This is a genomic window from Enterobacter sp. N18-03635 (assembly GCF_004006055.1).
GTDB lineage: Bacteria > Pseudomonadota > Gammaproteobacteria > Enterobacterales > Enterobacteriaceae > Enterobacter > Enterobacter vonholyi.
The window spans coordinates 303,195-319,147 of record NZ_CP034769.1 but is presented as its reverse complement, the minus strand read 5'-3'; the positions used below and the strand labels follow the sequence as shown (position 1 = coordinate 319,147).

The following is a 15,953-nucleotide window of genomic DNA, read 5'->3' as shown; positions in this document are numbered from 1 at the left end:
CTTCCCCTGTCAAAGGGAAGGATGGGCATTTATTTATGATTTATTACACCGGCGGCAGGTCAAACAGCAGAATTTCACTTTCGCTGTCGGCATGCACGGAGAGCGCCTGCTCATCCCAGACGGCCAGGCCATCGGCGGTTGTCGCTTTGGTGCCGTTGATGGACACGTCACCTTTCACCACCTGGATCCAGACGCGGCGGTTGGCGGCAATCTGGTGCACAGACTGTTCGTCTTTCGCCAGCGCCCAGCGGTACAGCTCCATATCCTGATGCACCTTCAGGGAACCTTCACGCGCATCCGGGGAGAGCACCAGCTGTTTGCCCTGTTTCGCGTCGAAGCGGCGCTGCTCGTAGCGCGGCGTGATGCCGGTCTCTTCTGGAATGATCCAGATTTGATACAGGTGCAGTTTTTCCGTTTTGCTCGGGTTGTACTCGGAGTGACGCACCCCGGTACCCGCGCTCATAATCTGGAACTCGCCCGCCGGAACCTGCTCTTTGTTGCCCATGCTGTCCTGGTGCTCAACCGCGCCTTCCAGCACATAGGTAAGGATTTCCATGTCTTTGTGCGGGTGGGTACCGAAGCCCTGGCCTGCATCAATCACGTCGTCGTTAATCACGCGCAGCGCGGAGAAGCCCATGAAGTTCGGGTCGTAGTAGTCGGCAAACGAGAATGAATGCCATGAGTCCAGCCAGCCATGATTCGCGTGACCACGTTCGTTTGCTTTGCGTAAGTAGATCATTGTTTTCACCCTCAGTTCGTTTCGATGGAGTAAGTGTGGACGCAAACGGTCTGGGATCATAGAGGGTGAAAATTGACTCCTCTGTTCAAAAATTATGAACAAGCGCAGAGGAGCCGTTTTTGCTTATTTCTCGAGGGATATCGTGGCAGGAGAAGCCTGTTCGAAGGCCCGTTCAAGGATTTCGAGGTTGGTCAGAACGTCAGATTCCTTGACGTAATTCGCCGTGCCGTTTGTGAGGGTCTCAAACAGCGCATCGTAGACGCGGCCATAGTCGCCGGTTTCCGGCTTCAGCGTTTCTGTGACCGTCATGCCCTCGTCGTTCACATACTCCAGCACGCCCACGGAATCGTCTGCGGCAAATCCCGGCTCGCCCGGCATGATATTGGCCTTCAGGCTGGTCTCCTGCTGGTCAATGCCGTACTTAATGAACGAACCCCGGGTACCGTGAACGATAAATTTCGGGTAGTCGATCTTCACCAGGTGGCTGGTTTTGACGATGGCCTTCAGGTCGCCGTAGAACAGCTGGGCTTCGAAGGTATCGTCCGGATTGGCTTTGTTGCGCAGGCTGCGAATGTCATACGCCACGTGGTCCGGGCGGCCAAACAGGGAGATGATCTGGTCCATGGTGTGCACGCCCAGACCATAGAACGAACCATCCTGAGGCAGTCCGGGTTGCGTTTCCGCCACAGGACGGTAGTAATCGAAGTGACTTTCGATTTCCACGATGTTGCCGAGCTTGCCGCTTTCAATCGCTTTTTTCGCCGTCAGAAAGCAGCTGTCAAAGCGACGGTTCTGGTACGGCGTAACGGTCAGGCCTTTGCTTTTCGCCAGCGCGAACAGCTCTTTCGCTTCGGCAATGGTCGGGGTGAACGGCTTTTCTACCAGCACGTTTTTACCCGCATTGAGCGCGCGTTTGGCATAGTCAAAATGGCTGTCGGCGTGGGTGCAGACAATCACCAGCTTCACCTGTGGGTCGTTAAGCACCTCGTCGAGATCGCTGGTGAAGTGGATGTGGGAGTACTGCGGAGATTGCTCTTCCGGCTTCGCGCGGCGGCGGTAGATATGGGCCACATGCCAGGTATCTTTACGGTTGAGGACATACGGCAGGTGGTAGCGGGTGGTGCTTTTACCAAATCCAATAAATGCACAGTGTAGTGTCATGGCTCAGTCCTTTTGGAAGGTTACTGAGTCTAACCATAACAAAAAAAAAGCCAGCTAAAAGCTGGCTAAAGTAATACTGGAAGCAATGTGAGCAATGTCGTGCTTTCAGGTTCCCGTAGGGGTCTTCCTGAATGCAGAGCAATAATAATCATTCTCATTCGCACTTGTCCAATACTTTTTGCAAAAAATAGCGGTTGACTCAAATTTTAAAGTCATTGATGTTGGAAGGGACTTTTAACTGACTGAGGAACAAGGAATGAGTGAGATAGTGATACGCCACATCGAACCCAGCGATGCAGAAGCTTTACGTGACATCATGTCGCATCCTGATGTGTATCACGACACGCTACAACTCCCTCATCCTTCTATGGAAATGTGGCACGAACGCGTTGCGACAAAACCAGGCCGGCGCCATCTCGTTGCCTGTCTTGACCAGCGCGTTATTGGACATATGGCGCTGGACGTAATGGAAAACCCGCGTCGCAGCCATGTTGCCACATTCGGCATCAGCGTGGCTGCGGATATGCAGGGACGCGGCGTAGGCCGCAGGCTCATGAGCGAGATGATCAACCTGTGTGACAACTGGTTGCGCATTGAACGTATCGAACTCACGGTCTTTGCCGATAACCCCGCGGCAGTTACCCTCTATGAAAAGTTTGGTTTTGAAATCGAAGGGACCGGCAAGAAATTTGCCCTGCGCAACGGCGAGTATGTGGATGCGTATTATATGGCGAGAATGAAGTAGTGATTTGCCGGGTGGCGGCTTCGCCTTGCCCGGCCTACGTTCGTGCAGTTGTAGGCCCGGTAACCGCAGCGCCACCGGGCAATACATCAATACCCCGCCGTTAAATCATCCACCGAACGCGGATCTGATGCGCCAAACAGCGCTCCGTCCGGCCCTACCATAATGCTCTGGGTGCTGCCCATCGCCTCTTTCACCGCCACCTTCTGCCCACGCTGCTCAAGCAGTTTAATGGTGTCCGGGCTAAAGCCCTTCTCGACGCGCAGCTCGTCCGGCAGCCACTGATGATGGAAGCGCGGGGCGTTGGTGGCTTCGGCGACGTTCATCCCAAAGTCAATGCTGTTCACCACCATCTGCAATACTGTGGTGATAATTCGGCTACCGCCCGGGCTGCCGGTTGCCAGCCAGGTTTTGCCCTCTTTCACCACGATGGTGGGCGACATGGACGACAGCGGACGTTTCTTCGGCCCTACCGCATTCGCATCACCGCCGACCAGCCCATAGACGTTCGGCACGCCCGGCTTGGCGGAGAAGTCATCCATCTCGTTGTTCAGCAGAATGCCGCTATTGCCCGCCACAATCCCGGTGCCAAACGTGGTGTTGAGCGTATAGGTCACCGCCACCGCGTTACCGTCTTTATCCACCACCGAGAAGTGGGTGGTCTGGTTGCTTTCATACGGCGCCAGCTTGCCGGGGCGGATCTCGCTCGACGGCTTGGCCTTGTTGATATCGATCTGATCGGCAATGGATTTGGCGTACGCCTTGTTGGTCAGCGCCTGCCATGGCACCTTCACGAAGTCCGGATCGCCGAGATATTCCGAGCGGTCGGCGTAGGCGCGTTTTTCCGCTTCCGCCATTATCTGCATGGCATCCGCGCTGCCGAAGCCGAACTTGTGCATATCGAAGTTTTCAAGAATGTTGAGGATCTGCACGATGTGAATGCCCCCGGAAGACGGCGGCGGCATGGAGAACACCTCGTAGCCGCGGTAGGTGCCGCTAATCGGCTCGCGCTCCACCGCCCTGTAGTCCGCCAGATCCGCTTTGGTGATGAGCCCGCCGTTCTTCTGCATCTCTTCCGCAATCTGATCGGCAATCGCCCCTTTGTAGAAGGCGTCCGGACCGTGCTCCGCAATCAGCTCCAGGCTTTTAGCGAGGTTTTTTTGCACCAGCTTATCGCCCTTCTTCAGCGGCTCGCCGTCTTTCCAGAAGATGGCCTTGCTGTTTTCATGATTCGGAATGACTTCGCTGCCGTAGGTTTTGAGGTCGTCTGCCAGCGCGTCATTCACCACAAAGCCCTCCCGCGCCAGCTTGATGGCAGGCTGCACCACCTTGTTCAGCGGCATCGTGCCGTATTTTTCCAGCGCCAGCGAGAAGCCCGCAACGGTGCCCGGCGTGCCGGACGCGAGATGCGAGGTCAGGGATTTTTTACTGTCCGGGTTGCCCTGGTCATCAAGGAACATGTCCCGTGACGCCTGAGAAGGCGCCATTTCACGGAAGTCGATGGCGGTGGTTTTCCCGTCTTTGGTGCGCAGCATCATAAAGCCGCCACCGCCCAGGTTCCCCGCTTGCGGGTGCGTCACCGCCAGCGCGTAGCCGACGGCGACCGCGGCATCCACCGCGTTACCGCCCTGTCTGAGAATATCGACGCCCACGCGGGTCGCCAGCGCATCCACGGATGCCACCATGCCGTGGGTTGCCCGCACGGGATGAAAAACATCTTCCTCCACGCCGTAAGAGACCGGAGGCGCCGCGGGCGGGTTCGCCGCCACGCTAAATGTACCGCCAGCCATCAGCGCGGCGAGGGCGACCCAGCGCAAAAACGTTGGTTTCATCATTATTGTTCTCCAGGTGAAGGGATCCATATTCCCCGCTTAAGCCTGGTTCACAACTCCTAAAAAATCATCGTCATGGTGAAATCAGGGTAAACTTAAGAGAGACCTCAAAAGGAGGAAATGACAATGAAACGCTTATTGATTCTTACGGCGCTGATCCCGTTTGCCGCGCTCGCACAGCCCCTCAACACCATGAATAACCCGAATCAGCAGGGTTACGTCATCCCGAGCCAGCAGCGTATGCAGACCGAGATGATGAGCCAGCAGCAGCAGCAAAAAGGGATGTTGAATCAGCAGCTGAGAACGCAGACCCAGGTGCAGCAGCAAAGCCTGCAAAATCAGATGAACGCCAACACCCAGCGCGTGCAGCAGGGGCAGGTGCGCGAGCAACCGTTGCCAAATAAAAACGGCGGGATGTTAGGGGGAATGACGTCGTCAGGTAGCGGACAGCAGCATATGCTGCCGCCGCAGTCGAATGGCAGTATGCTTAATCCGCAGAACTAAAGTCCGGGCCGATCAGGTCGATTGCATCGGTGCAGATGCTGTCCACCCCCCAGCGCAGCAGTTCGGCCGCGCGCTGGGGTTTATTGACGGTGTAAACCAGAATATGCAGACCCGCGTCCTTCAGCATCTTCACCCGCGCCTCATCCAGCAGCTTGTGGTTGAGATGAATAGAGACGCACGCTAAGCGCGTCGTCAGCTCGCGCCAGTCCTCGCGCCACTCGTCAAGCAGCAGCCCGCGCGGCAGCTCCGGCACGGCCGCCTGTGCCGCTTCCAGTGCGTCAATTTCAAACGAGGAGAGCAGCGGCGCGGTCATCCCTTCCCACAGCTCGCGCGCGGCAAGGGCAATCACTTTGCCCGTCAGCAGCCCGGTGCCGGTGGTCGGTTTGATTTCGATATTGGCCATCATGCCGTGCTGGCGACAGCGATCGGCTACTTCCGCCAGCAGCGGCAGCGGTTCGCCTTTAAATTCGCCGCTGTACCAGCTTCCGGCGTCAACTTTCAGCAGATCGCGCCACGGCAGCTCGCCCGCCACGCCCCAGCCGTTGCTGGTGCGTTCAAGGTTATCGTCATGCAGCAGGAAAATTTCGCCGTCTTTCGACAGCTTGGCGTCGAACTCGATCATCGTGTGACCGTAGCGCGCGCCGACGTCAATCGCCGCCAGCGTGTTTTCCGGCGCCAGCTTACCGCCGCCGCGGTGGGCGACGACGTGGGGATAAGGCCAGTTGCTCATACTCGTTGTCCTGTTTCACCGTCAAACAGGTGCAGATGATTTTCCGGCAGGTGCAGCCACAGCGTGCTGCCTGCTTTAGGGCGCTCCTGATGTGCCAGACGCACCACCATCTTTTGCTCGCCCCAGCGCCCGTGCGCCAGGTTATCTGCACCCAACATCTCCAGCGTGTCCATGATCAGCGGCACGCCGCCTTCCGCCTGAGAGGTTAAACCGATATGTTCCGGGCGGATACCGAGCGTCATCTTACGCCCGGCGTAGCCACGATAGTACCAGTTGATTGGCAATGCCATCCCGCTTTCCAGCTCAAAGTGCGAGCCCGCGCTGCTGATACGCCCTTCCAGCAGGTTCATCGCCGGGCTGCCGATAAAGCTCGCCACAAAGCGGGTAGCCGGTTTCTCATACACTTCCACCGGGGTACCAATCTGCTCGGCAACGCCTTTGTTCATCACCATCACGCGCTGGGCGAGGGTCATGGCTTCGACCTGATCGTGGGTAACGTACAGCGAGGTGGTTTTCAGACGACGGTGCAATTGCTGCAGCTCAAGACGCATCTGCACGCGCAGCTTGGCGTCGAGGTTAGAGAGCGGCTCGTCGAACAGGAATACCGCCGGATCGCGCACGATGGCGCGCCCCATCGCTACGCGCTGGCGCTGGCCGCCGGAGAGCTCGCGCGGGCGGCGCTTGAGCAGGCTGTCCAGCTCCAGAATGCGGGCGGCTTCTTTCACACGCTCCTCGATATGGCCTTTGCCCATGCCGCGGATTTTCAGCCCCCAGGCCATGTTCTCCTCCACGCTCATGTGCGGGTAGAGAGCGTAGTTCTGGAAGACCATCGCGATACCTCTGTCTTTCGGCTCCATCTCGGTGACGCGCTGGCGGTCAATCCAGATGTCCCCGGACGTCACGCGCTCCAGCCCCGCCACCATGCGCAGCAGGGTGGATTTGCCGCAGCCGGACGGGCCGACCATCACGATAAACTCCCCGTCCGCCACGTCGAGCGTCAGCGGCTGGATCACCTGGGTTTTGCCGTCCCAGCTTTTGGTTACTGCCTGAAGTTTTAAACCTGCCATCTTATTTCTCGCTATCGACCAGGCCGCGGACAAACGCGCGCTGCATGGCTAAAACAATGACTACGGGTGGGATAAGGGTGAGCAGCATCGCCGCCATCACCTGGTTCCAGAGGGTGGTGCCTTCGCCGGTGGCAATCATGCCTTTGATGCCCGCCACGGCGGTGCCGAGATTGACGTCCTGAATAATCAGCAGCGGCCACAGGTACTGGTTCCAGCCGTAGATAAAGGTGATCACAAACAGCGCCGCAAGGTTGGTTTTCGACAGCGGCAGCACGATGTCGCGGAAGAAGCGCATCGGTGAGGCGCCGTCGATGCGCGCGGCTTCAACCAGCTCGTCCGGCAGGGTCATAAAGAACTGGCGGAAGAGGAAGGTGGCGGTCGCCGAGGCCATCAGCGGCAGGGTTAAGCCCGCGTAGCTGTCGAGCATCTTCAGGTTGGCGATCACCTCCACCGTCGGGAAGATACGCACCTCAACCGGCAGCATCAACGTGATGAAGATCATCCAGAAGAAGAGGTTACGCAGCGGAAAGCGGAACCAGACGATGGCGAACGCCGAAAGCATCGACACCGTAATTTTGCCGACCGTAATGCCAAACGCCATGATGAAGCTGTTGAGCATCATCAGCCAGAACGGTGCGCTGTTGGCGCCCACGCCCTGGGTCCAGATGGTCTTCATGTTCTCAAAGAGGTGGCCGCCGGGGATCAGCGTCATCGGCGTATCGAACACCGCTTTGGTGTCCAGCGTGGCGGCAACAAAGGCCACGTACAGCGGGAAGAGGATGACGATGATCCCTAAAATCAGCATGGTATGGCTGAAAATCGTCAGCCCGCGACGGTTCTCAATCATTGATAGCGCACCTTACTTTCGACATAGCGGAACTGCACCACCGTGAGGATGATGACGAGGAACATCAGCACAACCGACTGCGCGGCAGAGGCGGAGAGATCCAGCCCGGCGAAGCCTTCGCGATAGATTTTGTAAATCAGCGTGGTGGTCGCCTGCACCGGGCCGCCTGCGGTGGCCGCATCGATTACCGGGAAGGTGTCGAAGAAGGCGTAAACGAGGTTAACCACCAGCAGGAAGAAGCTTACCGGGGCGATCAGCGGCAGCGACAGCCTGAAGAAGCGACGAATCGGCCCTGCGCCGTCAATCGCGGCGGCTTCCACCAGCGAACGCGGAATGGACTGCAGCGCGGCAAAGAAGAACAGGAAGTTATAGCTAATCTGCTTCCACACCGAGGCGAACACCACCAGGAACATGGCCTGGCCGCTGTTCTGGGCGTGGTTCCAGTCGTAGCCGAACTCAGCCAGGAAGTGGGTAATCAGCCCGCGACCGGGGTTAAACAGGAAAATCCACAGCACGGCGGCGACGGCGGGCGCCACGGCGTAAGGCAGCAGCATCAGGGTCTGATACAGGCGGCTGCCACGCACCACGTAATCGACCAGCGCGGCGAAAAATAGCGAGGCAACAAGGCCGCTGACGGTGACCAGCGCGCTGAACTTCATCGTCGTCCAGAAGGAGTCCAGGTAGTAGCTGTCATTGAACAGCGCGGTAAAGTTGTCCAGCCCGACAAACTGGCTGGAAAGCCCAAACGGATCGACGCTTTGTACCGAGTACCACAGCGCTTCGCCCGCAGGCCAGATAAAGAAGATAACGGTGATGACCAGCTGAGGCGCGACCAGCAGGTACGGCAGCCAGCGGGAACGGAACACCGGACGGGATGATGACATAGGTTAGCTCTGTAGGTATTCACCCCTCACCCTAGCCCTCTCCCCAGAGGGGAGAGGGGACTGCACGGAGCCGTCTTTTCTCCCTCGCCCCTTTGGGGAGAGGGCCGGGGTGAGGGGCAGGTTTGAATTACGATTTCGTCGACTGCTCAAAGCGGCGCAGCAGCTGATTCCCGCGCTCTACCGCGGAATCCAGCGCCTGCTGTGGCGTTTTCTTACCGGTCCAGACGCTTTCCAGCTCCTCATCCACAATGGTGCGGATCTGCGGCATGTTGCCCAGGCGCAGGCCTTTGGTGAACGGCAACGGCGGCTTGTTCAGCATCTGACGCGTCGCGATATCCGCGCCCGGGTTCTTGCTGTAGAAGCCCTGCTCGCGGGTCAGGTCATACGCGGCTTTGGTGATCGGCAGGTAGCCGGTCTTCTGGTGCCATTCGGCGGCATTTTCCGGCTTCGCCAGGAAGTCGAGGAACTCGGCTACGCCTTTATAGGTACCCTTGTCTTTACCCTGCATCACCCACAGGCTCGCCCCGCCGATGATGGCGTTCTGCGGCGCGCCCTTCACGTCAGCGTCGTACGGCATCATGCCCACGCCGTAGTTGAATTTGGCGTAGTGACGGATGTCCGCCAGAGAGCCGGACGAGGCGGTGGTAATGGCACAGTCGCCGTTGTAGAACTTCTCGGTGGATTCGTCTTTACGCCCGAAGTAGCTGAAGTCGCCCTTCTTGTTCAGATCGGCAAGCAGCGCAATGTGCTTCACCTGCTCCGGCTTGTTGAACTCCAGTACCGCATCGGTGCCGTCGAAGCCGTTGTTTTTGGTCGCAACCGGCAGGCCGTGCCAGGCGCTGAAGTTTTCAATCTGGATCCAGCCCTGCCAGCCGCTGGCGTAGCCGCACTTCATTCCCGCCGCTTTCAGCTTCGCGGTGTATTCGGCCAGGTCCTGCCAGGTTTTTGGCGGCTGCTCCGGGTCTAAGCCGGCTTTTTTGAATGCGTCTTTGTTGTAGTACAGCACCGGCGTAGAGCTGTTAAACGGCTGAGACAGCAGATGGCCGGTTTTGGAATCGGTGTAGTAACCCGCTACGGTCGGTACAAACTGGGATTCATCGAAGTTGATACCCGCTTCTTTGAATACTTCATAGACCGGCTTGATGGCTTTGGAGGCCATCATCGTGGCGGTGCCCACTTCATAAACCTGTAACAGTGCAGGCGCGTTGCCTGTACGGAAGGCGGCGATGCCCGCGCTCAGGCTCTGCTCGTAGTTGCCTTTGTACACCGGCACAATTTTGTAATCCGGATGGGTGTCGTTGAAACGCTGCGCCAGGGAGTCAACTTCTTTACCCAACTCCCCTTCCATGGAATGCCAGAACGGAATGGTCGTCACAGCCATTGCGTTCGTCGCAAAAGCCAGACCCAGTGCCAGACCCAAAGCTGTGTGTCGTAACGATGTCATTGTCATCTCTCTTATTGTGCCGGATGCGCGATATCACGCGTTTTATGCTCGCGAGGTAACATGACATGCTCGAATGACAGAAAAATAACTGTTTGTTTACAGATAAGTGACAGTAAAGGGTCAGGGGGATGATGGTTGTGTGAAGGGGGTTTATGTGAAAAAGCCGGGTGGCGGCTTCGCCTTACCCGGCCTGGTTGATACCGTAGGCCCGGTAAGCGTAAGCGCCACCGGGCGATACAGACGGCTCAGCCGCCCAGATACGCGCTCCGCACCGCTTCGTTCGCCAGCAGCGCGTCGCCGGTGTCTTCCAGCACCACGCGGCCGTTCTCCAGCACGTAGCCACGGTCGGCGAGCTTCAGCGCCTGGTTGGCGTTCTGCTCGACGAGGAAGATGGTCATCCCCTCTTTGCGCAGCTGCTCGATGGTGTCGAATATCTGCTGGATGATGATTGGCGCCAGGCCGAGCGACGGCTCATCCAGCAGCAGCAGGCGCGGCTGGCTCATCAGCGCGCGGCCGATCGCCAGCATCTGCTGCTCACCGCCGGACATGGTGCCCGCACGCTGAATGCGGCGCTCCCACAGGCGCGGGAAGAGTTCGTACACCCACTTGATGCGGGTCTGGTATTCATCGCGGTGGGCGAAGAACCCGCCCATCGCCAGGTTCTCTTCCACCGTCATACGCGAGAACACGCGGCGCCCTTCCGGAACAATCGCCACCGCCTCGCGCATGATTCTGGCGGTCTGCCAGTCGGTAATGTCTTTGCCATCAAACACAATCCGCCCGCTGGTGGCGCGCGGGTCGCCGCACAGGGTGCCGAGCAGCGTGGTTTTGCCCGCGCCGTTGGCGCCAATCAGGGTCACGATTTCACCCTGATTGATATGCAGGCTGACGTCGTGCAGCGCCTGGATCTTGCCGTAGTGCGCGTTGACCTTGTCGAACGTTAACATCGCTTTTTCCATCTTATGCCTCACCCAGGTATGCGCGGATCACGTCCGGGTTGTTGCGGATCTCTTCCGGCGTGCCGTTTGCCAGCGGCGTACCCTGGTTAACCACGTAGATACGGTCGGAAATGCCCATTACCAGCTTCATGTCGTGCTCAATCAGCAGAATGGTGGTGTCGTGGTGATCGCGCAGCTCGGCAATCAGCTCGTCCAGCTCTTTGGTCTCTTTCGGGTTGAGGCCCGCCGCCGGTTCGTCGAGCATCAGGATTTCCGGCTGGGTGACCATGCAGCGCACAATCTCCAGACGACGCTGGTCGCCGTAGGCCAGGTTGCTCGCCTGACGGTTGGCGTGCTGCAGCAGGCCAATTCGGTCGAGCCAGGTGGCGGCGCGATCGAGCGCTTCATCCTGGGCGCGGCGGAAGGCCGGGGTTTTCAGCAGACCGGAGAACAGCCCGGTTTTCAGCTGCTGATGCTGCGCAACCAGCAGGTTCTCAATCACCGTCATCTCGCGGAACAGACGCACGTGCTGGAAGGTACGCACCACGCCCATGCGGGCAATCTGCTGGCCCGGCAGCCCTTCAAGGTGCTTGTCGCGCAGCATGATTGTGCCGCCCGTCGGCTTGTAGAAGCCGGTCAGGCAGTTAAAGACGGTGGTTTTCCCCGCGCCGTTCGGGCCAATCAGGGAGACAATCTCTTTCTTGTGCAGATCCAGTGACACATTGTTGACCGCCAGCAGGCCGCCAAAACGCATCATCAGACCGTTAACGGATAATAATGGCTGACTCATGCCTGCTCTCCTTTCGCTTGCCCGTTCTTCAGCTTCAGCTGTGGACGGGTCATCGGCAGCAAGCCCTGCGGACGCCAGATCATCATCAGCACCATCAAACCACCCAGCATTAACATGCTGTATTCGTTAAAGTCGCGCATCAGCTCGCGCGAAACCACCAGCAGGATGGCCGCGAGGATAACGGCGAACTGCGAGCCCATCCCGCCGAGCACCACAATCGCCAGCACAAAGGCAGATTCGGCAAAGGTGAACGATTCCGGGCTGACGAAGCCCTGACGCGCGGCAAACAGCGTCCCGGCGAAACCGGCAAACGCGGCGCTGATGGTGAACGCGGTCAGCTTGATGCGTGTCGGGTTCAGGCCCAGGGAACGGCAGGCAATCTCATCCTCGCGCAGTGCTTCCCACGCGCGGCCCAGCGGCATGCGCAGCAGGCGGTTAATCACGAACAGGGTGATCACCACCAGCAGCAGCGCCACCAGATAGAGCCAGATCACGCGGTCGGACGGGTCATACTTCACGCCGAAGAAGTTACTGAAGGTATCCCAGCCGCCTTCGCGGGCGGTACGGCTGAACTCCAGACCGAAGAAGGTCGGTTTCGGGATCTGGCTGATGCCGTTCGGGCCGCCGGTCACTTCGGTGTTGTTCAGCAGCAGGATACGGACGATTTCACCGAAGCCTAAGGTCACGATCGCCAGGTAGTCACCGCGCAGGCGCAGCACCGGGAAGCCAAGCAGGAAACCGGCTGCGGCGGAGACCAGCCCCGCCAGCGGCAGACAGGTCCAGAAGCCGAGGCCGTAATAGTGGTTCAGCAGCGCGAAGGTGTAGGCGCCGATGGCGTAGAAGCCGCCGTAGCCAAGCACCAGCAGGCCAGATAGCCCCACCACCACGTTCAGACCAAGACCAAGAATCACGTAGATCATGGTCAGGGTAGCGATATCTACGGTTCCACGAGAGACCACAAACGGCCACGCCACGGCGGCCACCAGCAGCGCCACGAGGAACAGCTTCTGCTTAACGGTTGACCCGTCGATGGCCGGCAGAACGAATTTCGGCCCGGAGACGTTTTTCAGCGACTTCTGGAACAGCGGACGCAGCAGCTGGAACAGGAACACCACGGCAGTGCCGATAAATACCCACTGCCAGCGGATGTCGGGGGCGGCGTCTACCACCAGCTTCGTCCCGTCCAGACCTAACTGGACGCCCATAAAGACGCCCGCCAGCACGAAGAACATGGCGGCAGAGAGCAGCGCCATTGCAAAATGCATCGGTTTCATACTTTCTCTACCTCCGGACGGCCCAGAATACCGGTAGGCATCACCAGCAGAACCAGAATCAGCAGGGCAAACGACACCACATCTTTATACTCAGTGCTCAGATACGCCGAGGAGAGCGCTTCCGCCACGCCCAGGATCAGGCCGCCGATCATCGCCCCCGGAATACTGCCGATACCGCCCAGAACCGCCGCGGTAAAGGCTTTCATCCCGGCCATAAAGCCGATGTACGGGTTGATCACGCCGTAGAACTGGCCGAGCAGCACGCCTGCGACGGCCGCCATCGCGGCGCCAATCACGAAGGTCAGGGCAATCACGCGGTCGGTGTTGATGCCGAGCAGGCTCGCCATCTTCAGGTCTTCTGCGCAGGCGCGGCAGGCGCGACCCATACGCGAGTAGCGGATGAACAGCGTCAGGGCGAGCATCGCAATAAAGGTCACGACCCAGATAACCAGCTGCATAGTGGTGATAGAAGCCGAGAAGTTTTCACTGGCCCCCACAATCCACTGGCCGTTAAACAGGCTTGGCAGCGCCACGTCACGCGAGCCTTCGGTGAGGCTGACGTAGTTTTGCAGGAAGATCGACATCCCGATCGCGGAAATCAACGCAATCAGACGCTTGGAGCTGCGCACCGGCCGGTAGGCCACGCGCTCGATGCTCCAGCCGTAGGCGCTGGCAATTACAATCGCGCCAACAAACCCGGCTGCGACCAGCAGCCAGCTGCTGTCGATGCCCATCATCATCAGCGCGGCGATGATCATAAAGGAGACATAGCTACCGATCATGTAGACCTCGCCGTGGGCGAAGTTGATCATGCCGATAATGCCGTAAACCATCGTATAGCCGATGGCGATCAGCGCGTAGGTGCTTCCCAGCGTAACGCCGTTAAACATCTGCTGCAGGAAATAGAGAAACTGCTCGGACATATGCAAACCTTTTTATACCCGCCCGTCAGTCCGGGCGGTGGGATAATTATTTGGCGGCCGAGGATGAACCGTCGGCGTGCCACTTAAAGACACCAAACTCAAATCCCTTCAGATCGCCTTTCTCATCCCAGTTCAGCGGCCCAATCACGGTGTTCGCCCCGTGTGCTTTTAAATCTTTCACCAGATCCAGCGGTTCTTTGCTGCCGGAGCGTTCCAGCGCGGTGGCCAGAGACTGTACGGCGGCGTAGGTGATCCAGACGTACGGACCACTCGGATCTTTCTTCTGCGCCTTGAGCGCATCCACGATAGCCTTGTTGGCCGGATCCTGGTCATAGCGTTTTGGCATCGTCACCAGCATGCCTTCAGCAGAATCCCCGGCGATGTTTGACAGAGAGGCATTGCCCACGCCCTCTGGCCCCATAAACTGGGTCTTCAGACCGGTGGCGCGCGCCTGACGCAGCATCTGGCCCATCTCCGGGTAGTAGCCGCCGTAGTAAACAAAGTCGATATTCTCTTTTTGCAGGCGGGCGATCAGCGCGGAAAAGTCTTTCTCACCGGCGGTAATCCCGTCGAAAAAGACGATGTTTGCGCCGCCTTTTTTCAGGCCGTCCTGAACGGAGCGCGCCAGGCCTTCGCCGTACTGCTGCTTGTCATGAATAATGGCGATACGCTGCGGCTTGACGGTTTCAAGGATGTATTTGGCGGCGGTTGGCCCCTGAGAGGAGTCCAGCCCCGCGGTACGCATGATGTGCTGGTATCCGCGCTGGGTCAGCTCAGGGTTAGTGGCGCCAGGGGTGATCATCAGAATGCCTTCGTCTTCGTAGATGTCAGAAGCGGGCTGGGTGGACGACGAGCACAGGTGGCCGATAACATACTGGATGCCGTCGTTAACGATTTTGTTGGCGACCGCGACGGCCTGTTTCGGATCGCAGGCGTCGTCATATTCTACGCCCACCAGCTTGTCGCCTTTGATGCCGCCCTTAGCGTTGATGTCTTTGATGGCCTGGCGCGCACCGTTGAACTCCATATCACCCCACTGGGCAACAGGGCCGGACATCGCGCCCACTACCGCAACTTTAATGTCCTCCGCCATGGCGGCATGCGAGATCGACAGTGCGACCATCCCCGCGATTAACGTCTTCGCGTTCCTTTTCATCTCTGAATCCCCATTAGTGATGTCGTGTTTATATTTTGTTTTATTATGGTTAAAAAGCATTCTGTACTTTTAATGAACAACGCTATTTTTACCAGTGCCTTTAATGGTTTAGCGCAGGTTTTTGTCAAAAACCAGACTAAAATCTCTATTTTTCAGGCGATTAAGCAAAGATAATATTCTGAAATCAGGCAGAGATAAACAAATAAAAGTGCAGTTTGCAGCATAAAATAACGGTACAAAGCGCCGAATAAATCACTACCATTCAGGTTAAAATTCTGCTTATTTTTCGATCCATGTATTTTCAAACTGCCCATCGCGTTGCCAAAAAACTAATCACCTGGTTAATGAGAATAAAAAGAGGAAGCCGCTGAGTGAATAAATTGAGTACACTGCCTCTACTCAATTTGATTTGGACAAGTAGCTAATGAAACTGACTATCGTGCGTCTGGTGACCTTTAGCGACCAGGATCATATCGACCTGGGCAAGATCTGGCCGGAATATTCCCCTTCGTCGCTGCGCGTTGATGAGACCCACCGCATTTATGCCGCGCGTTTTAACGAGCGCCTGCTGGCTGCGGTTCGCGTCACCCTGAGCGGTACAGAAGGAGCGCTGGACTCACTGCGCGTTCGTGACGTCACCCGTCGTCGCGGCGTGGGACAGTATTTAATTGAAGAAGTGATCCGCGAAAACCCAAGCGTGACCTCATGGTGGATGGCCGACGTGGGCGTGGAAGACCGCGGCGTGATGGCAGCGTTTATGCAGGCGTTAGGCTTTACGGCGCAGGAGAGCGGGTGGGAGAAGCGCTAAAAGAAAGCCGGGTGGCGGCTGCGCCTTACCCGGCCTAAATTCTCCACTGTATTTTCCCAAGCATTTCGTGTTGCAGGAAGGCGGCAAGTTATGAAATCCCCGGGAGCTTACATA

General features: G+C 57.9%; 16 protein-coding genes. 3 read left to right on the top strand and 13 right to left on the bottom strand.

What is annotated here, in order from left to right:
* Positions 1-43: 43 nt before the first annotated feature.
* Both ELK40_RS02205 and ELK40_RS02200 read right to left on the bottom strand, forming a co-directional pair.
* A complete protein-coding gene (locus ELK40_RS02205) occupies positions 44-739 on the bottom strand; it encodes a pirin family protein (RefSeq protein WP_115876929.1) in 696 nt (231 codons plus the stop codon).
* A 123-nt stretch (positions 740-862) separates the two neighbouring features.
* On the bottom strand, positions 863-1,900 hold the full coding sequence (locus ELK40_RS02200) for an oxidoreductase (protein WP_115876930.1): 1,038 nt from the start codon (positions 1,898-1,900) through the stop codon (positions 863-865).
* Positions 1,901-2,156: 256 nt separating this feature from the next.
* Here ELK40_RS02200 and yhhY point away from each other — a divergent pair, with 256 nt between their 5' ends.
* Positions 2,157-2,645: an N-acetyltransferase gene (yhhY, locus tag ELK40_RS02195; RefSeq protein ID WP_127729254.1), complete on the top strand. Its 489-nt coding sequence runs from the start codon at positions 2,157-2,159 to the stop codon at positions 2,643-2,645.
* A gap of 86 nt (positions 2,646-2,731) precedes the next feature.
* Here yhhY and ggt read toward each other — a convergent pair whose 3' ends face one another.
* On the bottom strand, positions 2,732-4,477 hold the full coding sequence (gene ggt, locus ELK40_RS02190) for a gamma-glutamyltransferase (protein ID WP_206529373.1): 1,746 nt from the start codon (positions 4,475-4,477) through the stop codon (positions 2,732-2,734).
* A gap of 123 nt (positions 4,478-4,600) precedes the next feature.
* Here ggt and ELK40_RS02185 point away from each other — a divergent pair, with 123 nt between their 5' ends.
* Complete coding sequence (locus ELK40_RS02185) at positions 4,601-4,978, top strand: DUF2756 family protein (protein ID WP_111964217.1); 378 nt, start codon at positions 4,601-4,603, stop codon at positions 4,976-4,978.
* On the opposite strand, the gene ugpQ is transcribed toward ELK40_RS02185, so the two are convergent.
* The 10 genes from ugpQ to livK form a co-directional block, all read right to left on the bottom strand.
* Complete coding sequence (gene ugpQ, locus ELK40_RS02180; protein ID WP_115876932.1) at positions 4,962-5,708, bottom strand: glycerophosphodiester phosphodiesterase; 747 nt, start codon at positions 5,706-5,708, stop codon at positions 4,962-4,964. The two genes, ELK40_RS02185 and ugpQ, sit on opposite strands and share 17 nt — an antisense overlap.
* Positions 5,705-6,775: a sn-glycerol-3-phosphate import ATP-binding protein UgpC gene (locus ELK40_RS02175; protein WP_127729252.1), complete on the bottom strand. Its 1,071-nt coding sequence runs from the start codon at positions 6,773-6,775 to the stop codon at positions 5,705-5,707. Before ELK40_RS02175 ends, ugpQ begins: the two co-directional genes overlap by 4 nt.
* A gap of 1 nt (position 6,776) precedes the next feature.
* Complete coding sequence (ugpE, locus tag ELK40_RS02170; protein ID WP_127729250.1) at positions 6,777-7,622, bottom strand: sn-glycerol-3-phosphate ABC transporter permease UgpE; 846 nt, start codon at positions 7,620-7,622, stop codon at positions 6,777-6,779.
* Positions 7,619-8,506, bottom strand: a complete 888-nt coding sequence (gene ugpA, locus ELK40_RS02165) for a sn-glycerol-3-phosphate ABC transporter permease UgpA (RefSeq protein ID WP_115876934.1) — start codon at positions 8,504-8,506, stop codon at positions 7,619-7,621. The genes ugpE and ugpA overlap by 4 nt, the downstream gene beginning before the upstream one ends.
* Before the next feature lie 127 nt (positions 8,507-8,633).
* Complete coding sequence (gene ugpB / locus ELK40_RS02160; RefSeq protein ID WP_023310025.1) at positions 8,634-9,950, bottom strand: sn-glycerol-3-phosphate ABC transporter substrate-binding protein UgpB; 1,317 nt, start codon at positions 9,948-9,950, stop codon at positions 8,634-8,636.
* A gap of 245 nt (positions 9,951-10,195) precedes the next feature.
* On the bottom strand, positions 10,196-10,909 hold the full coding sequence (gene livF / locus ELK40_RS02155) for a high-affinity branched-chain amino acid ABC transporter ATP-binding protein LivF (RefSeq protein ID WP_008500102.1): 714 nt from the start codon (positions 10,907-10,909) through the stop codon (positions 10,196-10,198).
* A 1-nt stretch (position 10,910) separates the two neighbouring features.
* Positions 10,911-11,678, bottom strand: a complete 768-nt coding sequence (livG, locus tag ELK40_RS02150) for a high-affinity branched-chain amino acid ABC transporter ATP-binding protein LivG (RefSeq protein WP_024906698.1) — start codon at positions 11,676-11,678, stop codon at positions 10,911-10,913.
* Complete coding sequence (gene livM, locus ELK40_RS02145; protein WP_048226437.1) at positions 11,675-12,952, bottom strand: branched chain amino acid ABC transporter permease LivM; 1,278 nt, start codon at positions 12,950-12,952, stop codon at positions 11,675-11,677. Before livM ends, livG begins: the two co-directional genes overlap by 4 nt.
* Positions 12,949-13,875, bottom strand: coding sequence for a high-affinity branched-chain amino acid ABC transporter permease LivH (gene livH / locus ELK40_RS02140; protein ID WP_013099131.1), 927 nt, complete (start codon positions 13,873-13,875; stop codon positions 12,949-12,951). Before livH ends, livM begins: the two co-directional genes overlap by 4 nt.
* Positions 13,876-13,921: 46 nt before the next feature.
* Positions 13,922-15,031 (bottom strand): high-affinity branched-chain amino acid ABC transporter substrate-binding protein LivK, encoded by a 1,110-nt coding sequence (gene livK, locus ELK40_RS02135; protein ID WP_047653117.1) that lies wholly within the window; start codon positions 15,029-15,031, stop codon positions 13,922-13,924.
* Between the two features lie 424 nt (positions 15,032-15,455).
* Here livK and panM point away from each other — a divergent pair, with 424 nt between their 5' ends.
* The gene (panM, locus tag ELK40_RS02125) at positions 15,456-15,839 is read left to right on the top strand and encodes an aspartate 1-decarboxylase autocleavage activator PanM (protein ID WP_023334145.1); all 384 of its coding nucleotides are present in this window, start codon (positions 15,456-15,458) and stop codon (positions 15,837-15,839) included.
* Positions 15,840-15,953: the final 114 nt, after the last annotated feature.